This window comes from Pedobacter sp. NJ-S-72 (assembly GCF_053890575.1).
In genome coordinates, this window is sequence record NZ_CM132681.1 from 3,495,652 (window position 1) to 3,517,032 (window position 21,381).

The following is a 21,381-nucleotide window of genomic DNA, read 5'->3' on the forward strand; positions in this document are numbered from 1 at the left end:
GTTTTTACATTGCTGCATTATACCTTTCCATCTTTGGAATCAAACGATGACATATTATTGAAGAAGTTAGTTTGAAGAACAAACAACAGTTTATTGCTCTTGAAAGCTTCGGATGATTAGTATTACTCGACTATGCTGTCACCAGCTTTACATCTATAACCTATCAACGTAGTAGTCTGCTACGGTCCTATATGGAATTCTCATCTCGTGGCTAGTTTCGCACTTAGATGCTTTCAGCGCTTATCTATTCCCAACGTAGCTACTCTGCAATGCCCCTGGCGGAACAACAGATTCACTAGAGGTTAGTCCAACCCGGTCCTCTCGTACTAAGGTCAGCCCCACTCAAAATTCCTACGCCCACAACAGATAGGGACCGAACTGTCTCGCGACGTTCTGAACCCAGCTCGCGTGCCACTTTAATCGGCGAACAGCCGAACCCTTGGGACCTTCTCCAGCCCCAGGATGTGACGAGCCGACATCGAGGTGCCAAACCTCCCCGTCGATATGAGCTCTTGGGGGAGATCAGCCTGTTATCCCCAGCGTACCTTTTATCCTTTGAGCGATGGCCCTTCCATGCAGAACCACCGGATCACTATATCCGTCTTTCGACCCTGCTCGGCTTGTCTGCCTCACAGTCAAGCAAGCTTATGCTATTGCACTCCTCATACGGTTACCAAGCGTATTGAGCTTACCTTTGAAAGCCTCCGTTACCTTTTTGGAGGCGACCACCCCAGTCAAACTACCCATCAAACAATGTCCCCCCCTGAAGGGGTTAGACACCGAATACAAAAAGGGTGGTATTTCAACGTTGACTCCACAACACCTAGCGATGCCACTTCATAGTCTCCCACCTATCCTACACATCTTGTATCCAATGTCAATGTTAAATTGTAGTGAAGGTGCATGGGGTCTTTCCGTCCCGTTGCGGGTACCCGGCGTCTTCACCGGGACCACAATTTCACCGAGCTCATGGCTGAGACAGCGCCCAGATCGTTACACCATTCGTGCAGGTCGGAACTTACCCGACAAGGAATTTCGCTACCTTAGGACCGTTATAGTTACGGCCGCCGCCGTTTACTGGGGCTTCGATTCAATGCTTCTCCTTTAACAGATGACATCCCCTCTTAACCTTCCAGCACCGGGCAGGTGTCAGGCCTTATACTTCATCTTTCGATTTTGCAAAGCCATGTGTTTTTGTTAAACAGTCGCCTGGGCCTTTTCACTGCGGCTGACATTGCTGTCAGCGCCCCTTCTCCCGAAGTTACAGGGCCATTTTGCCGAGTTCCTTAGCCATGATTCACTCGAGCACCTTAGAATTCTCTTCCCGGATACCTGTGTCGGTTTGCGGTACGGGTTTTTATAACCTGAAGCTTAGCGGTTTTTCTTGGAAGTCTGATTACCTGCGCTATCCACTTACCCGAAGGCTTGCGGTACTATCGACTTTTAGCTAGAGTGGCGGATTTGCCTACCTCTCCAATACCTACAGTCTTTAACGATCTATTCCGTCAGATCGCGGCAGTGTCACTACTCCGTCCCCACATCGCAGTTATAAAAAGTACTGGAATATTAACCAGTTGTCCATCGAATTTCCCCTTCGGGTTCTCCTTAGGCCCCGACTAACCCTGATCCGATTAGCGTTGATCAGGAAACCTTATCCTTTCGGTGGGCAGGTTTCTCGCCTGCCTTATCGTTACTTATGCCTACATTTGCTTTTCCAGAAGCTCCACCACAACTTACGTCATAACTTCGCTGCCGCTGGAATGCTCCCCTACCGTAATAAATTCATATTACCCATAGCTTCGGTGTACTACTTTATGCCCGTTTATTATCCATGCACGATCGCTCGACTAGTGAGCTGTTACGCACTCTTTAAATGAATGGCTGCTTCCAAGCCAACATCCTAGCTGTCTAGGCAATCGCACCTCGTTAGTTCAACTTAGTAGTAACTTGGGGACCTTAGCTGATGGTCTGGGTTCTTTCCCTCTCGGCCCGTGACCTTAGCACCCCGGGCCTCACTGCAGTGTATATTTAATAGCATTCGGAGTTTGTCTGGATTTGGTGGTAGGATTTGACTCCCCCGCACCCAATCAGTAGCTCTACCTCTATTAAACTTTACCACCACGCTGTTCCTAAAAACATTTCGGGGAGTACGAGCTATTTCCCAGTTTGATTAGCCTTTCACCCCTACCCACAGATCATCCGGAAACTTTTCAACGTTTATCGGTTCGGTCCTCCAGTACGTGTTACCGCACCTTCAACCTGTCCATGGGTAGATCACAAGGTTTCGCGTCTACCTCCCCTGACTATACGCCCTATTCAGACTCGCTTTCGCTTCGGCTGCGTGTCTTAAACACTTAACCTTGCCAGAGAAGAGTAACTCGTAGGCTCATTATGCAAAAGGCACGCCGTCACGCCACCTGGACGCTCCGACCGCTTGTAAGTACACAGTTTCAGGTTCTATTTCACTCCCCTGTTCGGGGTTCTTTTCACCTTTCCCTCACGGTACTGGTTCACTATCGGTCTCTCAGGAGTATTTAGCCTTACCGGATGGTGCCGGCAGATTCCCACAAGGCGTCTCTCCGACCTCGCGGTACTCAGGATACTACTAGACTAATGTTACTTACGTGTACGCGGCTCTCACGCTATCTTGCCAGGCTTCCCATCCTGTTCCACTTCATTTCATTAATGCCATATTGTAGTCCTACAACCCCAGCTATGCCGTAACATAACTGGTTTGGGCTCTTTCCCGTTCGCTCGCCACTACTTAGGAAATCATTATTATTTTCTCTTCCTCTGCTTACTTAGATGTTTCAGTTCGGCAGGTTTGCGCATCGTAATGCGACTAGTCTTCAACTAGCCAGGTTTCCCCATTCGGAAATCTCCGGATTAATTCATATTTGCTAATCCCCGGAGCTTATCGCAGCTTATCACGTCCTTCATCGCCTCTGAGAGCCAAGGCATCCCCTGTGTACTCTTTCTTACTTTCTTCTCTCCATAGCCTTTTGCGCCTATGGAAATGCTTTTTTTGATTGTTATTAACCCTTTCGTTAGTTCATATGCAAGCACATTCACTTCCTCTCAAAGCTAACAACGTCTCTATTGTTGTTTGCTCTTCTTTATTAACTTCTTCCAATATGTCAAAGAACTTTATTGTCCCAGATACCCAGTATTGCTACTTCGTACCCTATTTCTCGTGTCTTTTATCTTAAACACGGGCCAATTGTGGAGAATAACGGAGTCGAACCGTTGACCTCCTGCGTGCAAGGCAGGCGCTCTAGCCAGCTGAGCTAATCCCCCTTAGAATATATAATGTAGTCCCGAGCAGATTTGAACTGCTGACCCCTACATTATCAGTGTAGTGCTCTAACCAACTGAGCTACGGGACTAAATTGTCTTAACTTTCAGTAGGTGAACAACACTAATTTTGATGTTTCATCCTATGGGTTTTCTTTTGAGATTTTATTGTCATTTACTATATATACTAAAACACCTCTCTTTCGAGTCCTTGTTAGTATATCATTTACGCAGCGAGTAATCTACCTTTCTCCAGAAAGGAGGTATTCAGCCAGCCGCACCTTCCGGTACGGCTACCTTGTTACGACTTAGCCCCAGTTATCGGTTTTACCCTAGGACGCTCCTTGCGGTTACATACTTTAGGTACCCCCAACTTCCATGGCTTGACGGGCGGTGTGTACAAGGCCCGGGAACGTATTCACCGTATCATTGCTGATATACGATTACTAGCGAATCCAACTTCAAGAGGTCGAGTTGCAGACCTCTATCCGAACTGTGAATGGCTTTTGGAGATTTGCTTGCTGTTACCAGCTTGCTGCCCTCTGTACCATCCATTGTAGCACGTGTGTAGCCCCGGACGTAAGGGCCATGATGACTTGACGTCGTCCCCTCCTTCCTCTCTGTTTGCACAGGCAGTCTGTTTAGAGTCCCCACCTTAACGTGCTGGCAACTAAACATAGGGGTTGCGCTCGTTGCGGGACTTAACCCAACACCTCACGGCACGAGCTGACGACAGCCATGCAGCACCTAGTTTCGTGTCCTTGCGGACTCATCTATCTCTAAATGATTCACTCACTAACTTTCAAGCCCGGGTAAGGTTCCTCGCGTATCATCGAATTAAACCACATGCTCCTCCGCTTGTGCGGGCCCCCGTCAATTCCTTTGAGTTTCAATCTTGCGACCGTACTCCCCAGGTGGAATACTTAACGCTTTCGCTTAGCCGCTAACTGTGTATCGCTAACAGCGAGTATTCATCGTTTAGGGCGTGGACTACCAGGGTATCTAATCCTGTTTGATCCCCACGCTTTCGTGCCTCAGCGTCAATAAAATCATAGTAAGCTGCCTTCGCAATCGGTGTTCTGTGACATATCTATGCATTTCACCGCTACTTGTCACATTCCGCCTACCTCTAATTCATTCAAGCTCTTCAGTATCAAGGGCACTGCGATGGTTGAGCCACCGTCTTTCACCCCTGACTTAAAAAGCCGCCTACGCACCCTTTAAACCCAATAAATCCGGATAACGCTTGGATCCTCCGTATTACCGCGGCTGCTGGCACGGAGTTAGCCGATCGATCCTTATTCCTTCGGTACATTCAGCTACTTACACGTAAGTAGGTTTATTCCCGAATAAAAGCAGTTTACGACCCAGAGGGCTGTCTTCCTGCACGCGGCATGGCTGGTTCAGAGTTGCCTCCATTGACCAATATTCCTTACTGCTGCCTCCCGTAGGAGTCTGGTCCGTGTCTCAGTACCAGTGTGGGGGGTCATCCTCTCAGATCCCCTAGACATCGTGGTCTTGGTGGGCCGTTACCCCGCCAACTAACTAATGTCACGCATGCCCATCTTAATCCTATAAATATTTGATCATTGTACAATGCTGTACTGTGATTTTATGCGGTGTTAATCCGAATTTCTTCGGGCTATCCCCCTGATTAAGGTAGGTTGCATACGCGTTACGCACCCGTGCGCCACTTTCCTCCTTAGCAAGCTAAAGAGTATCGTTCGACTTGCATGTATTAGGCCTGCCGCTAGCGTTCATCCTGAGCCAGGATCAAACTCTCCATTGTAAAAAAATGTTGTTGTTTGAACACTGACCATTCTTAACTTGTATTAATAATAGTCTTATTCTTATTTGTCTGTCAGAATAGACTTAAAAAACTCGCGCGGTTCATGTACTTTGAACTTGTACGTGTTTACCTCGCTACGTTTGTAAATGACATCTCTTTAATGAACTTATCGACTTAACCTCACGGCAGTCTATATATTTTCCAATGGTTACTCTCTATTTCCTAAAGTCTTAATGTTCTTCAGGTATTTTCCAGCTCTCATCGTTTCAATCTTGTTATTGTTGCCCTATCAACATCCGTTGTAAAGCTTCCCGTTTTTGTTGGGACTGCAAAGGTAGAAATCTTTTTCGTTTTGGCAAGCTTTTTTTTTTTTTTATTTTTAGAAGTTTTTTATCCCTTCCTAAAATGCTTACTAACACTCCTACTCTACATCCTTTCAATCTTCCTTTTCACTCTTTCCCTTCCTCCGAAGCGGGATGCAAATGTAGGAAAATTATGCCACCAAACAAACAATAACACACTATTACTTGTATACAATCCATAACTCCATGGTTTACAACACTAAAAACTTTAATACAGATCTAGCAGAACCAAATTGAAGCGAATTTCTTCATTCTGCCCCGCCAATCCACCAGGTTTTCAACCCCGAAATCAAAGAAAAAAAAACAGCATCAAACAATAAGACAAACCAATCAGTTCTTCCCTTTTCAATGCAATAGCCTTTGTTTCATCTTAAAACTAAAGACTTAGGGCCCCAGGTAATACCAGCATTATAGTTAACAAACACCAAAAAAAAGTCAGAAACAAGGAATCAGCTCTATACAAGCTCACCTTGATACGGCTTTGAAGCGGGTCTGATACGGGTCTGAAACGCCTTGCCCCGTTTCAGACCCGTATCAGACCCGTATCAGACCCGCTTCAGACTGAGCCACAATACAGCGATAATAATGCTCCTACATTGCCTTGAATACTCCTCAACCCATTATTAACCCTATTTCCCTGCTTACACCTCATAGTAGTATATATATATACTATACAAACCCACACATCAAAACCTTCTATTTATCCCCCATTCACTCATTCCGCCAGCAACATTCATAAAATTTAGATTTTATTCTTAAATTTGCAGCTGTTAAACGCCGTTTGCAGCGGTATCAATTTTTTATGGAAAAATTCAATACGATATTATACTATTGCTATAGTCCTATAGCAGATGCGGAACAATTTGCAGCCGATCACCTTAAATTTTGTAAATCATTAAATCTCGTTGGACGTATCATCGTTGCTGATGAAGGTTTAAACGGGACCATTTCAGGTACTGAAAGTTCTTGTGCAGCTTATATGACAGCTGTTCACGCAGACGAACGCTTTGCAAAAACTGAATTTAAGATAGATGAGGTTCCTGAACCATCCTTCATTAAAATGCATTGCCGTTATAAATCAGAGATTGTGCATTCTGGTTTAAGAGATACAAGCATTATTGATCCGAATGAACAAACGGGAAAGCACCTTGAACCCGCAGCATTTAAAGAGATGATCGATCAGGAAGATGTAATCATCCTGGATGTACGCTCCAATTACGAACACAGTCTTGGCAGATTCAAAAATGCCATTACACTTGATATAGACAATTTCAGGGAATTCCCGGAAAAGATAAATGAACTGGCGCAATACAAAGACAAAAAAGTACTGACGTATTGCACTGGTGGGATTAAATGTGAAAAAGCCTCTGCACTATTGCTTCATCATGGTTTTAATGACGTTTACCAATTACACGGTGGTATCATTAAATATGGTAAAGAAGCAGGTGGTGAAGATTTCGAAGGTAAATGCTATGTATTCGACAACCGTATAGCAGTAGACGTGAACTCAGTAAACCCTACTATAGTATCAAAATGCTATAACTGCGGTACAATTACTGCAAAAATGATCAATTGCGCCAATCCGGAGTGTAATGAACACATTACTCAATGTGATGAATGTGGTACAAAACTAGAAGGGTGCTGCTCAACTGCTTGTGTAACTAACCCACGCCGCCGCCCTTATGATGGAACAGGCTACTATGTGAAAGTTCCTCAACAGGTAAATGTTTCCCCGAAATAACAATCCGGTTTCAATAACCTCTTAATTATTGATAACCTGTTAATAAAGCATTCTCTATTTCCAGAGAAGTTGATTCAGAAGCTGTTTGAAATTTTATCATCTAAATTTAAACAGCTTCTGAAATTTCCAGGGCTAATCAGCCATATTAGAAAACAGTTCATTTTTAACCTTAATTATTTTATTAGATTTGATTATAGAGACTCGCTTAAAATTTAAGCAGGCCTATAACAAAGATTTAAAATTTCTATAGGTATAAAATTGTCAAATCACGCAGAAAACATTCAGGAGGAATTTCTACAGCAACTTATCGCTGGAGATCAAAGTGGTTTTGCCGGCTTATACGACTTGTATAACCGATCTATATATAATTTTATAATCAGATTTGTGCATTCTGTCCCTCTGGCAGAAGATCTTACCCAAGAGGTTTTTATCAAAATATGGGAAAACAGACTCTATCTCAAAGGGGTAAGATCATTTAAAGCCTATTTGTTTACCGTAGCCCGTAATCACACTCTAAATAGCCTTAAAATAGTTTTTCGTTCAGAAGCTGCAATTGGAGAGGTCATTAAAAGTTTCATCGATACCAGAAGTGAGACGGAGGAAGACATTTTGCACAAAGAATATCTTGAATTCTTAAAGAAAACAATGGATGCCCTTCCTGAACGGACACGCCAGATTTTCAAACTTTGCCGTGAACAGGAAAAAACTTATGATGAAGTCGCTAAGTCCCTGAACATTTCCCGCAATGCAGTAAAAAATCACATGGTTCAATCCATGAAACTATTGAGTTCTTCTATCAAAAAGGAATTTGGAATCTCTTTAACCCTGTTTATGATCATTTTACACGGCATTCGATAGTAAAAGCATTTAGCACAATGTAAAAACTATCTTTTTTTTCAATCCCGGCTACCCTACCCCAGCTTTTTATTGTCTTTATAAATAAGAAGCCGGTAATTATGAACGAAGACTACCTCAGACAGCTAGTTAAAAGATATCACGATAAAAAATCAACAGACGGGGAACTGGAAGTTTTTGTATACCTGATGAAACAAGGTAAACTGGATCAGTACATCCAGGAAGCAATGGATACAGATATTCAGACAGCTGCTGATAGTAATATTCCTCAACCAAAAATAGCTACCTATAAAAACGCAAAACTATATTTGAAAATTGCGGCCAGCATATTACTGGTTTCAGGTTTAATAGCCACTATCTACTTTTATAAAAATAATCAGCCTGTATTAACAGCAATAAATACAATCAGCATCAATAACCATACTGGCATTATTTACAAACAAGTATTACCCGATGGAACCAGGGTATGGCTAAATCCAAACGCCAGTCTAAGCTATCCTTCAAAATTTGGTAAATTCCGTGAAGTAACCATGCAGGGCGAGGCATTTTTTGATGTCACCAAAGATCATAAACATCCTTTCATAATTACTAGCGGCAACGTATTGACCAAAGTTTGGGGAACAAGTTTCCGCATCCGTTCTATTCCGGGTGAAAATAGTACTAAAGTATCCGTATTAACCGGAAAAGTCTCAGTAAGTGTACCAGAGAAAGCTTCCAATACACCGAAGAAAGCCGAAGAAGTAATTTTACTCCCTCAGGAAGAAGCGACTTATCAAAAGACAGCACATCATTTAATGAAGGCACCAGTACCAGCATCTTCGGATTTGACGATCTGGCACAACACTAACCTTTCTTTTGAAAACGAAACGATTGAACAGGTGACAAAGGTTTTAAGCAAAAAATACAATTTGCAGATACAGGCAGAAGGCACGCAACTAAATCAATACCGGTTAACCGCAGATTTTACAGATAAAAATCTTGCAGACATACTTTTCCTCATTTGCAGATCAGTACAGACAACTTATGTGAGGAATGATAATAAAATCACCTTAAAAAACTCAAAACTCAACTCAACCATAACCTAACCACCTAAACCAGAACCAAATGCAAAAATAAAAGCCCGTAATTTTTCAGAAAAAAGGAACAGAAGTGTTCTAACCACTCCTGTCCATAATCAAAATTCCTTCATTGATAGAGCGTCTAACCCGCTCTAAAGGGGAATTATTTGTCTCATTTGTTCAAAAGAAACATTCTAATTTATGAATTTAATTTTACAAGACCGTATTGGCTTATTTAAAATTATGAAAGTCACCTTGAGTCAATTAGCCATTGTACTTGCTCTTTCAGGCGCTTCTTATGCCGAAAACAGCAAAGCTCAGGATGTTGTATTAGACCGGTCAATAAATATTTCTGTAAAAAACAGAAGTCTGGAAACCGTGTTAAAGAAAGTAACTTCAATCACCTCAGTAAAGTTCATTTACAGTAAAGACTTTGTCAATACTGATGCTTTAGTTTCAGTTGATGCGAAAAACCAATCGCTAAGAAATTTACTAAATGATTTACTGACTAAATACAACATTCATTATGAGATTATTAACGGGGATATTTTACTGGAAGTACAACCAGCACAATCCTCTGCATCCGAAAAACAAGGAGAGTCAAATCAGCAACAGCTGATCTCTGGAACAGTAACCAGTAACAACGGAGAGTCTTTGCCCGGAGTAAGCGTATTTATTAAAGGAACCAAACAAGGAACATATACTGATGGTTCAGGGAAATACGTCATCAAAGTACCTGATGCAAACAGCATTCTGGTTTTTGAATACCTTGGTTATGTCCATAAAGAAGTACCTGTTGCTGGAAAATCCCTGTTGAATGTCATCCTTACAGAAGATGCTCATCAACTGGGTGAAGTAGTAGTAACCGCTTTAGGGATTAAACGTTCTGCAAAAGAACTTGGCTATGCCACTCAGCAGGTTAATACGAAAGACCTTACCCAGAGCAGACCAACGAATCTTGCCGCCGGTTTATCAGGAAAAGTAGCAGGTTTACAAATTGTACAGACCAATAATCAGATAGATGCTGGTGATCAGATCAGAGTTGTTTTGCGTGGAAACAGATCTTTCCAGGGTAGTAACCAGGCTTTACTGGTATTGGATGGAGTTGTAGTACCACTGAGTTACCTGAACTCTGTCAATCCGAATGATGTAGATAATGTGAATATCCTTAAAGGAGCAAATGCAGCTGCATTATATGGTTCTGAGGCTTCAAATGGAGTAATGATTGTAACGACCAAACATGGCACGAAAGATCAGACGCAAATTACCTATACGAATACAACACAATTGAACCAGCTTGCCTATTTCCCTAAGATGCAAACGCAGTTTGGTGGTGGATCTGGACAGGATGTTTACGGGTTCCCTCAGTTTACGGCTATTGAAAATCAGAATTTCGGTGATCGTTTTGATGACAGCATGCGTCCTTTAGGCCGTCCTCTTCCGGATGGTTCCATACAGATGGCACCTTATTCCAATTTATCTGACGAAAAGAAAAAATTTTCAAACTGGAATCGATGAGCAGAATGACTTGAGTTATAGCACAGGAAATGATAAAGGATCTACTTATATCAATATCCAGCGTGTAAACAGCAAGGGTTATGTACCCGGTGATTTCGCAAATCGTACAGCTGCAAGGTTTAATGGCACACGTATTTATAACAAACTAAAAATAGATTATACGTTAAACTATACGCAGAAGAATTACGATAAATCCTACTCACAGGTTTATAATAATATTATAAATACCCCGGCAAATATCCCGCTTACTCAATATAAAGATATTAACTCCATTTATGGGAATCTGGATAACTACTTTAATGACTATGGCTTAAATCCTTATTTCTATTTACAGCAACAGCGTAACAATGAACGCAGGGACGATTTATTAGGAAACCTGTCTTTATCTTATGATGTAGCTCCATGGCTGAACTTAACAGCCAGAGGTGGTATTACTACTTTCACCAAAAACGGAAAGTTTATAAAAAAAGCAGTAAGCTACTCTGATTTTGCACATGATAGCGGGAAGTCTATCGCAAATCCACAGAACTCTCCTGCAACTGAATCTGACTATTCTAATTTTAACAGCCGTATGGAAGGAAACCTGATGGCTACTTTTAAAAAGAAAGTCTCTGATTTCAACTTTACGCTGATTGCAGGTGCCCAGACTATTCAAAAATCAATTCGTGACCTATCGGTCGGAACAGACTTCCTGGTTATTCCTGATTTTTATAATATAGGTTACCGTGCTGGTGACGCTAACGTTTCAGAAACAAGCAGAAAAGACAGACAACTTGCGGCTTTCGGAGATTTGACAGTCGGCTATAAAGATTATTTATTCCTTCATGCATCAGGTCGTAATGACTGGGATTCAAGACTGTCTGAGAAAAACCGTTCTTTCTTTTATCCGTCTGCGGATCTTTCCTTTGTATTTACAGATGCTTTCAAATCACTTAAAGAAAGTAAAATACTTTCTTATGGTAAAATCAGGGGTGGGATAGCCAAGGTTTTTATGCGGTACAATTTGATCCTTATTCGCTGGAAGCAACGTTTGATGTAGGTTCAGGATTTCCTTATGGAAGTACTGCTGGATATAGTGTTGGTGGTACTGTGTATGCCCCTGATTTAAAACCAGAACAAACGGTATCTACTGAGATAGGTTTGGAATTAGGCTTTTTCAATAACAGGATTACCATGGAAACCTCAGCTTACTGGGAAACCACAAAAGATCAGGAAATCCTGAAAGGGATCAATATTTCGAGCGCCACAGGTTTTACCAATGCGGTTATCAATACAGGATCAGGAAAAAACAAAGGGATTGAACTCTCTCTTAAAGGTTCACCGTTTGTGAGCCATAACGGACGTGGCGCAACCTGGAATATAGGGGTTAACTATTCGTACAATACCAACAAAGCAGTTGAACTTTACCAGGGATTGCCAAATCTAAGCATTGGCAACAACAACTACATTGTTAAAGACCAGCCATACCCTGTTTTAATGGGTACTGGTTTTTGCGACAGATCCACAGGGAAGAACCATTGTGAATGCCGGAACCGGTTTCCCTGTTTTAAGCCCGACAAACATTCTTTTCGGACAGACAACTCCTAAGAACATTCTCGGTATCAGTTCTAGCTTAAGTTATCACAATTTCACTTTATCCGGCACAGCCGAATACAGAAGCGGAAGTGTAGTCTATAGTGGTGCGGGCAGTACAATGGATTTTTCGGGGATCAGTTATGGCTCTGCCACCAATGGCCGTGAACGTTTTGTCTATCCTAATTCAGTAATAGAAACCTCTCCTGGCGTATATGTTCCGAATACGAATATTACTACCAGAACCGGAGGCATTGACTATTGGGCTGGTTCTACAACACGTTATGATGTATTGCAGAATTATGTGACCAGTGCAGCCTTCTGGAAAATCCGTGAGCTTTCTATTGGTTATGAAATTCCTGCAAAGTTCCTGGAACATACCAAATTTATTAAACGTGCAAAAATTTTGCTTTAGTGGGCAGGAACCTATTTATGTTCAGACCAAAAAGCAATATGTACAGCGATCCGGAATACAATGCAACGACTGATAATGCACAAGGATCAAACAACCTGAACCAAACTCCGCCAACACGTATTTACGGCTTTACCGCTACCATAACTCTTTAAATTATGCAAAAGCTTAAAAATAAATCAATATTACTTTGTATCGCAGTAATCCTGCTTTTAGGAGCCTGTAAAAAAAACTATCTGGATATTAACACTAATGTGAACAAACCCACTGATGTAACCCCTGGTTTGGTTTTAACAAATGCGTTGAATTCAACTGCAAAAAACACTACCGGATCAAGTAGTTTCTATCAGTTTGCATCCGCATGGATTGGTTATTGGAATTTTAGTGGCGCTGTAGCGGCATTTGCCGAAGAACGCAGTTACCAGTTTACAACTAACTATAGTGGTGTAGTTAACATCTGGACTTCCTTGTATCATAACCTGGAAGATTATGATTATGTAGGAAAAAAAAAAGGAACAGCGGCTAAGAATCAGTTTTATATTGCCGTGGCAAAAACGATGAAGGCCTATGACTTTCAGAATTTAGTAGATGTATATGGAAATATCCCTTATAGCCAGGCACTGAAATCTACAGCAGTGATCAGACCAGGTTATGATAAAGCACAGGATATTTATGAAGATCTGGCTAAACAATTAGACACCGCGGCTTCCTTATTCAAAGCAAATACTGGAAAAGTTTCTTCAGCAGACGGAGCTTTTGATATCATGTATAAAGGTGATGCAGGTAAATGGGGGAAATTCGCCAATACACTTAAACTACGTTTGTTATTACGTCAGTCTGAAATCCCTGGCAGAGAAACTTATATCCGTGCAGAAATCGCCAAAATCAATGCAAATGGTTTAGGCTTTATCGGAGCAGGGGAAACTGGCGCTGTGAATCCTGGATATAATAATTCGGCAGGGAAACAAAATCCATTCTGGGCAAGCTTCGGTTATACGCCATTAGAAAAACTGCACCTACTGATAACCACCGCTACTTTATTGCGAGTGAGTATGCGATTAACTTTTACCAGAATAACAATGACCCCAGACTTGGAAAATTGTATACAACTATTAACGATGGTAAAGGCACAACCTACTCAGGAAGTCCATTTGGCCCAACCGCTAATTCAGGGGATAACCCAGAGTTTAAATCGGCCATTGGAACAGGCTTATTAAAAAGTGCAGACATGGCGCAACCTTTACTGACCGATGTTGAATCGTTATTTCTACAGGCAGAAGCTGCACAGCGTACTTACATTAATAGCAACACCCGTTCTTTATATGAATCAGCTATTCAGCAATCATTTACTTACCTGGGTGCTGATAATATTACTACTTATCTAAAAAGCGACGTAGCTAACTGGGATGTGGCTGCCGATAAACTTAAGCTTATTATGACTCAGAAATGGGCAGGTATGAACGGACTTAACGATATGGAGTCATGGGCCGATTACCGCAGACTGAATATTATTCCTGCTGATATCCCGATTTCAAATAACCCCGCAGCATCTACCCGTCAGGTTCCTGTTCGTTTATTATATCCGCAGAGCGAGTATAATTATAACCCGGATAATGTTTTAAGTCAGGGAACAATCAGCCAGTTTACTTCCAGAATTTTCTGGGATATCAATTAATAGGGCGTTTAATTTTAAGCTAAAGAATATGTACAAAAGATCATTATATACCTTTTTAATCGGAACCCTGGTCATCAGCAGCTTTTCTGCCTGCCTGAAAGATGACTCTCAGCCTGATTTCACACAAAATAAACCAGTCATTGAATTGCCAATAGGCTCTTCTAATGCAAATGGCGCCGGTAATACCATTGATGTCAAATTTATACAGGACGAAGTTCCTTCAGACTACTTTGTGTATGTGAATTACGCGGCACCCGATGCCAATCCGCAGGATGTGACAGTAACATTATCTGTAGACGGTGCAGCCCTGGACAAATACAACCAGACAAACAATAAAAATTACACTTTATTACCGCCAGCAGGCTATACCCTGGCTTCCAGCAAAGTTGTCATACCAGCCGGACAGCGTAAAGTTCAGCTTCCTGTTAATATCAATACGATCAATCTGGATCCGACTAAAACCTATGCCTTACCTGTAACCATTACTGATGGGGGTGGCTTTACGATCAGTGGAAATTTTGGAACATTGATTTCTGTGATTACACTGAGAAACAGATGGGATGGAGTTTATACCGTTACCGGAACAATGAATGATACCATGAATAGTACATTTACCGGTGCTTATCCAAGAACTGTTCAGCTGGTTACACGCGGGCCTTATACGGTAGCGATGTATGATCCTGGATACAATGCATTTGCACATGCTATTCTGAATAATGGTGCAAACAGTACTTATGACACTTTCAGTCCTCTATTTACCATAGATCCGGCAACAAATACAGTGACCAGTACAGCAAATTATTATGGACAGCCGTCGTCAAAAGGATATTCAGCCAGATTAGATCCGACAGGAGAAAATAAATTCATGATGTCAGCGACTGAAAAAGTTCCTGTAAGCTTAAAGACAAAGTACATCCTTATACAGGATGGTGCTGACAGAACATTTTTTGAGGAGAGCTGGACTTTCAAGTCTGCCAGATAATCGGATACAGCTAAAAGGATTGCTCATATCGATCATCATCTTTACAAGAGAGCCGGTTTAAATTCAAACCGGCTCTTTCGTTTATAGATAAATATCCTTTAATGCAGTGTAAACGCAGGCCGGAAAGGAAAATCGCCCGGTATGTCTTCAATTTTATCAAGGGAAACTAATTTTTAATGTATAATTTGCGGCTTTTATAAGAAGCTGTTTAAGCTTTTTTAAATATTGAGTATCCATTTTATAAATGAAAATCCGTTATCTACTGAATTTCTTATTGTTCCTGTCTTTTGTTTTGACCGGTACACTGCTTAAAGCAACACAGATAAAGAGTATTGGTGTTCCTTATGTTCAGAAGAATTTCCCGAAATCAGTTTACCTTTCCGGAAATCAGAACTGGGCTGTCGCAAAAGATACTCAGGGAATTATGTATTTTGGAAATACTCAGGGTCTTTTAACTTATGATGGCAAATACTGGCAGCAATACCAGATGCCTAATCGCCAAATAGTCCGTTCTGTAGCAACCGATTCTAAAGGAAAGATTTACACTGGCGGTTTCGGTGAATTTGGTTACTGGTCTACACAAAACAAAAAACTCACCTATACTTCATTAGTTAAACTGATCCCTAAAACCGGGCAGCTATCCGATGAAATCTGGAAAATCTATGTAGATGGTAAAAGAATTATCTTTCAGTCATTCACTACGATCTACAGCTATGAAGACAATAAAATAACTCAGATTAAAGGCCCCGGGTCATTTTTTTTGTTCCTCCATCATGTGGGCAACAGATACTTAGTTGAAGTACTGGACAAAGGAATATTTGAGCTGAAAGGACATACCCTGACACCCCTTCCGCATACAGATCTGGCCAGTCCGCGAAATATCATGACTATTCTTCCTTATAAAAATGGAAGTATGTTAATCGGCACAAGCAAGGATGGTTTATTCATCTATAACGGATCAACTTTTACTCCTTTTAATATCCCGGCAAATAATTTCCTCAAAACATTTCAACTGAATAATGGCAGCAGGATAAATAATCAGTATTATGCCTTTGGTACTATCCTGAACGGATTAATATTAATTGATCAGGAAGGAAATATTGTACAGCAGATCAATAAATCCAAAGGCCTGCAAAACAACACCGTATTAAGTGTATTCACGGATAATGAGCAAAATCTCTGGGCTGGGCTGGATAATGGAATTGACAGGGTCGAATTGAACTCTCCACTTTATTTTTATCTCGATAAAGCGGGACAGTTAGGAACAGTATATTCCAGCCTGATTTATAATAACAATATATACCTGGGTACAAACCAGGGCCTTTTTTATAGTCCCTGGGCTCCTGGAAACGGCAAAACTTTAATACTTTCGATTTCAGACTGGTTCCAAATTCACAGGGACAGGTCTGGGATTTGAGCGTACTGGATGGTCAGCTCATTATGGGCCATAATGTAGGTAGTTTTAAGGTAAACGGGAATCAACTGGAAAAGATTTCCAGTTCAAGTGGAGGCTGGACGATTAAAAAACTAAACACTAATCCGAACTACCTGATTCAGGGAACCTATAAAGGACTTGTTTTATACAACAAGGACACAAACGGACAATGGAAGTATTTTACTAAAATTCAAAACTTCGAGGAGCCTTCACGTTATGTAGAGCAGGATTCAAGGGGAGATATCTGGGTAAGTCATGCTTACAAAGGTTTATACAGGCTTACGCTAAGCGCTGATTTTAAAAAGGTGATCAAAACTCATTATTATGATGAAAAAAATGGCCTTCCTGGTAATTATAACATCAACCTGTTTACACTGGAGAATAAGCTGATCTTCTCTTCTGATGCCGGCTTTATGCTCTATGATGAAATCAGTAATCGTTTTACACCGTATAAAGAGTTAAACAAGGGTTTAGGGAGTTTTGCCAACTCTAACAAGATTATCAGCGCGGGTGTAAAAAAATACTGGTTCATCAACCATGGAAAAACGGCAATGGTCGATTTCAGTGAACCCGGCAAACTGCTCATAGATTCTAACAGGCTCAGTTTACTGGACGGCAGGATGGTTCAGTATTACGAGAATATCAGCCCGATCAGCAATACGATGCATTTGGTTAGTGTGGATGATGGCTTTGTAATTTATGATGCAATAGCTGGTAATGATCCCGGAAAGAAAAAAATGCTGCCAGCAGTGCTGATCAGAAGAGTAGAAGATGTAACTGATGTTTATAAAACGATCAGTGAAAGTGGAAATAGTGGCGGGGAGATTGAGATACCGTTTAACAGGAATAATATCAGGATCTCGTTTTCACTGCCATATTATAGACAAGCAAAAATAAAGTTCCAGTATTACCTTACCTGGAAGGATATGCTAACCAATGGTCTGAATGGAGCCCTTCTTCTCAGAAAGACTTCACCAATCTTGGCAAAGGGAATTATAAATTCCTGGTTCGTGCTAAGATTAATGATGAACTGATCAGTAAGGTCAGCGTATTTGAATTTACCATCCTCCCCCCTTTTTATGCAAGTAACTGGGCTTTCGCCTTATATGTAATCTTGATTATTCTGCTGTTTATCCTGGCTAAAAAACAATACCAGCTGAGACTTCAGAAAGACCATGATGACATCCTGGCTAAAGTGCAATTAGAAAAAGAGATTTTCCTGAAAAAAGAAGCTGAAGAAAGAGAAAAACAACTAAGCATTATTCAGACAGAAACACTCCAGTCAGAGCTGAAAAGTAAAAACCGTGAGCTGGCAAACTCGGCAATGAGCCTGGTGTATAAAAATGAGCTGCTGCAAAAGTTAAGTCAGGAGATGATCAAGCTGAAAGACGAGAAAGGCAAAACTCTTGCAGATGATCAGTTCAGAAAGATACAGAAGGTTATTGATGAGGGAATGAATGATGAACGTGACTGGAATTTATTTGAAACCAGCTTCAACGAAGCACATGGAAGTTTCTTCAAAAAACTAAAAGCCAATCATCCTGACCTGGTACCAAACGACCTCAAGCTATGTGCTTATCTGCACATGAATATGAGTAGTAAAGAAATGGCCTCTCTATTGAACATCTCCCTGAGAGGTGTTGAGATCAGAAGATACAGACTTCGCAAAAAACTCAATATACCGCACGACAAGAACCTTGCAGAGTTCTTTATGGAGCTTTAGGACTACATCATTACTACACAAAACCATAAAACCGTTTTAAATACATCAATTCTTCTTTAAAATACCCTCCGCCATCTATCCTATCTTAAAGGCCGGTTCAGCTGCATTTTTATAGCTCCAACACTTATTGTAATTTTTACACAAAGGCGTCGTGATGTATTAATGTAGAGGTACTTTCTTTGTTTATGATCCAAATCCGACGGAGATTTAACAAACTATTATTAACACAAAACCAATAATCAGTATGAAACGAATCTTTACAAAATTTTCTGTTTTAACTTTTCTATGTTTGCTTTTTATTAATGCAGCATCTGCCCAAAACATTACTGTTAAGGGTACCATTACAGATGGTCAGGATAAGACAACTATTCCTGCAGTAAGCGTAGTTGTAAAAGGGACAACCATAGGAACACAAACAGATGCTAATGGTAAGTATGCCATCAGCGTTCCGGCAAACGGAACATTAGTATTTACTTATATAGGATACAATACACAGGAGGTTCCTGTAAACAATCAAACAACAGTTAACGTGACTTTAGCTTCCAGCTCTCAGCAATTAGAGCAGGTAGTGGTAGTTGGGTATGGTACTCAGCGTAAAGTTGACGTGACTGGTTCTGTAGCGAGTCTTAAGGGATCTGAGATCTCTAAGCAGGCATCTACCAACCCGGTAAGTGCATTACAGGGTAAAGTAGCAGGTGTTTCCATTACAAACTCTGGTACACCGGGTTCTTCACCTCAAATCAATATCAGAGGTTTAGGTACTATCTACGGTAACCAGGCTCCACTGTATGTTGTTGATGGTGTATGGTACAGCGACATTAATTTCCTGAATCCTGGTGATATCGAAAACATGAGTATCCTGAAAGATGCCTCTGCACAGTCTATCTATGGTATCCGTGCAGCAAATGGTGTAGTCTTAATTACCACTAAGAAGGGGAAATTAGGTTCAGCAGCCACAATTAACTATGATGCTTATGCTGGATTCCAGTCGGTAACAAATAAAGTTAAGATGGCTAATGCCTCTGAATACGCAACACTGACTAACGAGTTGTATACTTATAATGGTCAGGCTCCATTATTCAAGGATACAAATTTAGGAGCTGGTACGGACTGGTACAAACAAATCTTACAGAATGCTTTCGTTATGAACCACAATATTTCTATTGCTGGTGGTACAGAAAAATCGACTTATAATGTTTCCCTTGTATTTGAATCAGGATGGTATTGTAAAAACAAATAACTTCAAAAGATATACTGCAAGAGTATCCAATGATATTCAGATTTTCAAAGCATTGAAAGTTGGCTATAATATTACCGGTGTTGGCAGTCAGTCAAGAGACATTCCTCCAACTATCTTTCACGAGATGTACTCTGCTTCTCCAACAGTGCCAGTATTTAATGCTGATGGAACTTATGGTGATCCAAGAGCACAGAACTTAGGAGACGGCGCCAGATTCAACCCTCAGGCCACACTTGATTTCTTTAATCAGAGGACACAGGATTACAGGGCTACAGGTAATATCTATGCTGAATTAAAGTTTGCAAAACACTTCACTTTCAGAACTAGTTTGGGTGGAGAATTTGGTCAGACTGAGAACAAAAAATATACCCCGGCTTATTTCGCAACGACAGGACAAAAAAATGATATCAGTATTTTAGATCTTAAACGTGTTGAAACCAGGAACTGGATTATTGAAAAAACACAGACTTATCAGAATACCTTTAATACAGATCACAGTCTGACTGTATTGTTAGGCCAGTCTGCACAAAGAAATAAATCTTATACCTTAAATGCTTCTGCACAAAATGTTCCTTTTAACAGTGATGCAGATTTATATTTAAGTTTGGGTAATGCCGGTACACAAAATTTAGCTGACGCCGGAACGCTGATTAAATTTGCTTCTTATTTTGGAAGAGTAAATTATGCTTTCAAAAATAAATACTTACTGAATGCTTCTATCCGTGCGGATGGTGCTTCTCAATTCTTTGGCAAGGAAACATGGGGATATTTTCCATCAATAGGTGCAGGATGGGTAGTAACGAATGAAGACTTCATGAAAGATCAGACTGTATTCAGCTCTTTAAAAATAAGAGGAAGCTGGGGTAAAGTTGGTAACGCAAGTGTACCAATTAACCCAAGTCAGTCATTAATCTCACAAACTGGTGACCTGGTTGCTTTTTATAATGGTATTCCAGCTACTGGTGCGAGTAACAACACACTACCTCCTCCTTTTATTGTCTGGGAAAAAGGAATTGGTAGTAACATAGGTTTTGAAGCTGGATTTTTAAAAAACAGACTGACAATTGAAGGTGATTATTATTCCAGAAAAACTTCAAAAGCAATTTTCGCTATTCCAATTCTTGGTTCGTTAGGAACAAAAGACAATGGACTTATTGGTAACCAGGCTGATTTACAAAACAGAGGAGCTGAACTTTCAGCTAACTGGAGTGATGTAACAGGTGGTGGTTTAACTTATTCAATTGGTGGTAATATCAGCTACAATCAAAATAAAGTATTATCAGTACTTTCTGGTAAAACCCCTATTTATGCAGGCAGTACCGGTCTGACTAATGGTTATGTAGCTAGCAGAACAATGGAAGGAAGCCCTATCGGAGAATTCTTTGGTTATAAAACCGTAGGTATCTTCCAGAATGCGGCAGATATTGCAAATTCACCAGCACAAGCAGGTGCTTTACCTGGTGATTTAAATACGCTGATACTAATGGTGACGGACAAATTAATTCTCAGGACAGAGTTCCACTAGGAAATCCCAACCCCAAATATACCTATGGTATAAACACGAGCTTCTCTTATAAAAACTTTGATCTTGCTTTAGATTTCCAGGGTGTTGCTGGTGTTGATATTTATAATTCTAACCTGGCTTACCGCTTTGGAAATGAGAATTTCACTAAAGATTTCGTAGATAACCGCTGGCACGGAGAAGGTACATCGAATACCTATCCT

15 protein-coding genes, 2 tRNA genes, 2 rRNA genes and 1 pseudogene are annotated in these 21,381 nt (G+C 40.8%); 16 read left to right on the forward strand and 4 right to left on the reverse strand.

Going from position 1 to position 21,381, the window contains the following annotated elements:
• Window positions 1–97: 97 nt before the first annotated feature.
• The 4 genes from ACWYN3_RS23245 to ACWYN3_RS23260 all read right to left on the reverse strand — a co-directional run bounded on the left by ACWYN3_RS23245 (window position 98) and on the right by ACWYN3_RS23260 (window position 5,083).
• Window positions 98–2,988 (reverse strand): 23S ribosomal RNA (locus tag ACWYN3_RS23245).
• 235 nt (window positions 2,989–3,223) lie between these two features.
• Window positions 3,224–3,297 (reverse strand) — tRNA-Ala (locus tag ACWYN3_RS23250).
• 15 nt (window positions 3,298–3,312) lie between these two features.
• A tRNA-Ile gene (locus ACWYN3_RS23255) sits at window positions 3,313–3,386 on the reverse strand.
• A 164-nt stretch (window positions 3,387–3,550) separates the two neighbouring features.
• A 16S ribosomal RNA gene (locus ACWYN3_RS23260) occupies window positions 3,551–5,083 on the reverse strand.
• Together the 16S and 23S rRNA genes with 2 tRNA genes alongside form the textbook arrangement of a ribosomal RNA operon.
• 1,164 nt (window positions 5,084–6,247) lie before the next feature.
• Between ACWYN3_RS23260 and trhO the strand changes: the two genes are divergently transcribed.
• The 16 genes and pseudogenes from trhO to ACWYN3_RS23340 all read left to right on the forward strand — a co-directional run bounded on the left by trhO (window position 6,248) and on the right by ACWYN3_RS23340 (window position 21,181).
• A complete protein-coding gene (gene trhO, locus ACWYN3_RS23265) occupies window positions 6,248–7,186 on the forward strand; it encodes an oxygen-dependent tRNA uridine(34) hydroxylase TrhO (RefSeq protein WP_456216542.1) in 939 nt (312 codons plus the stop codon).
• Window positions 7,187–7,444: 258 nt separating this feature from the next.
• The gene (locus ACWYN3_RS23270; RefSeq protein WP_456216543.1) at window positions 7,445–8,044 is read left to right on the forward strand and encodes an RNA polymerase sigma factor; all 600 of its coding nucleotides are present in this window, start codon (window positions 7,445–7,447) and stop codon (window positions 8,042–8,044) included.
• A 98-nt stretch (window positions 8,045–8,142) separates the two neighbouring features.
• The gene (locus ACWYN3_RS23275; RefSeq protein ID WP_456216544.1) at window positions 8,143–9,126 is read left to right on the forward strand and encodes a FecR family protein; all 984 of its coding nucleotides are present in this window, start codon (window positions 8,143–8,145) and stop codon (window positions 9,124–9,126) included.
• A 216-nt stretch (window positions 9,127–9,342) separates the two neighbouring features.
• Complete coding sequence (locus tag ACWYN3_RS23280) at window positions 9,343–10,617, forward strand: carboxypeptidase-like regulatory domain-containing protein (RefSeq protein WP_456216545.1); 1,275 nt, start codon at window positions 9,343–9,345, stop codon at window positions 10,615–10,617.
• 10 nt (window positions 10,618–10,627) lie between these two features.
• Window positions 10,628–11,656, forward strand: a complete 1,029-nt coding sequence (locus tag ACWYN3_RS23285) for a hypothetical protein (RefSeq protein ID WP_456216546.1) — start codon at window positions 10,628–10,630, stop codon at window positions 11,654–11,656.
• 50 nt (window positions 11,657–11,706) lie between these two features.
• Window positions 11,707–12,204: a TonB-dependent receptor domain-containing protein gene (locus ACWYN3_RS23290; RefSeq protein ID WP_456216547.1), complete on the forward strand. Its 498-nt coding sequence runs from the start codon at window positions 11,707–11,709 to the stop codon at window positions 12,202–12,204.
• Entirely contained in the window at window positions 12,137–12,604 is a 468-nt protein-coding gene (locus tag ACWYN3_RS23295) for a hypothetical protein (protein WP_456216548.1), read from the forward strand. Before ACWYN3_RS23290 ends, ACWYN3_RS23295 begins: the two co-directional genes overlap by 68 nt.
• A complete protein-coding gene (locus ACWYN3_RS23300) occupies window positions 12,604–12,756 on the forward strand; it encodes a hypothetical protein (protein ID WP_456216549.1) in 153 nt (50 codons plus the stop codon). Before ACWYN3_RS23295 ends, ACWYN3_RS23300 begins: the two co-directional genes overlap by 1 nt.
• A gap of 3 nt (window positions 12,757–12,759) precedes the next feature.
• Window positions 12,760–13,491: pseudogene (locus tag ACWYN3_RS23305) on the forward strand (SusD/RagB family nutrient-binding outer membrane lipoprotein); the annotation flags it as partial.
• Window positions 13,492–13,658: 167 nt separating this feature from the next.
• Window positions 13,659–14,276: a SusD/RagB family nutrient-binding outer membrane lipoprotein gene (locus ACWYN3_RS23310; RefSeq protein WP_456223123.1), complete on the forward strand. Its 618-nt coding sequence runs from the start codon at window positions 13,659–13,661 to the stop codon at window positions 14,274–14,276.
• A gap of 28 nt (window positions 14,277–14,304) precedes the next feature.
• Entirely contained in the window at window positions 14,305–15,258 is a 954-nt protein-coding gene (locus ACWYN3_RS23315; RefSeq protein WP_456216550.1) for a DUF1735 domain-containing protein, read from the forward strand.
• Window positions 15,259–15,502: 244 nt separating this feature from the next.
• Window positions 15,503–16,675 carry a hypothetical protein gene (locus ACWYN3_RS23320; RefSeq protein WP_456216551.1) on the forward strand — a complete coding sequence of 391 codons (1,173 nt, stop codon included), beginning with the start codon at window positions 15,503–15,505 and terminating at the stop codon, window positions 16,673–16,675.
• Entirely contained in the window at window positions 16,672–17,727 is a 1,056-nt protein-coding gene (locus ACWYN3_RS23325) for a hypothetical protein (protein ID WP_456216552.1), read from the forward strand. Before ACWYN3_RS23320 ends, ACWYN3_RS23325 begins: the two co-directional genes overlap by 4 nt.
• Window positions 17,610–18,416 (forward strand): hypothetical protein, encoded by an 807-nt coding sequence (locus ACWYN3_RS23330; RefSeq protein WP_456223124.1) that lies wholly within the window; start codon window positions 17,610–17,612, stop codon window positions 18,414–18,416. Before ACWYN3_RS23325 ends, ACWYN3_RS23330 begins: the two co-directional genes overlap by 118 nt.
• Window positions 18,417–18,660: 244 nt before the next feature.
• Window positions 18,661–19,656 carry a carboxypeptidase-like regulatory domain-containing protein gene (locus tag ACWYN3_RS23335; protein ID WP_456216553.1) on the forward strand — a complete coding sequence of 332 codons (996 nt, stop codon included), beginning with the start codon at window positions 18,661–18,663 and terminating at the stop codon, window positions 19,654–19,656.
• Window positions 19,610–21,181 carry a hypothetical protein gene (locus ACWYN3_RS23340; protein ID WP_456216554.1) on the forward strand — a complete coding sequence of 524 codons (1,572 nt, stop codon included), beginning with the start codon at window positions 19,610–19,612 and terminating at the stop codon, window positions 21,179–21,181. The genes ACWYN3_RS23335 and ACWYN3_RS23340 overlap by 47 nt, the downstream gene beginning before the upstream one ends.
• The last annotated feature ends 200 nt before the right edge of the window (window positions 21,182–21,381 follow it).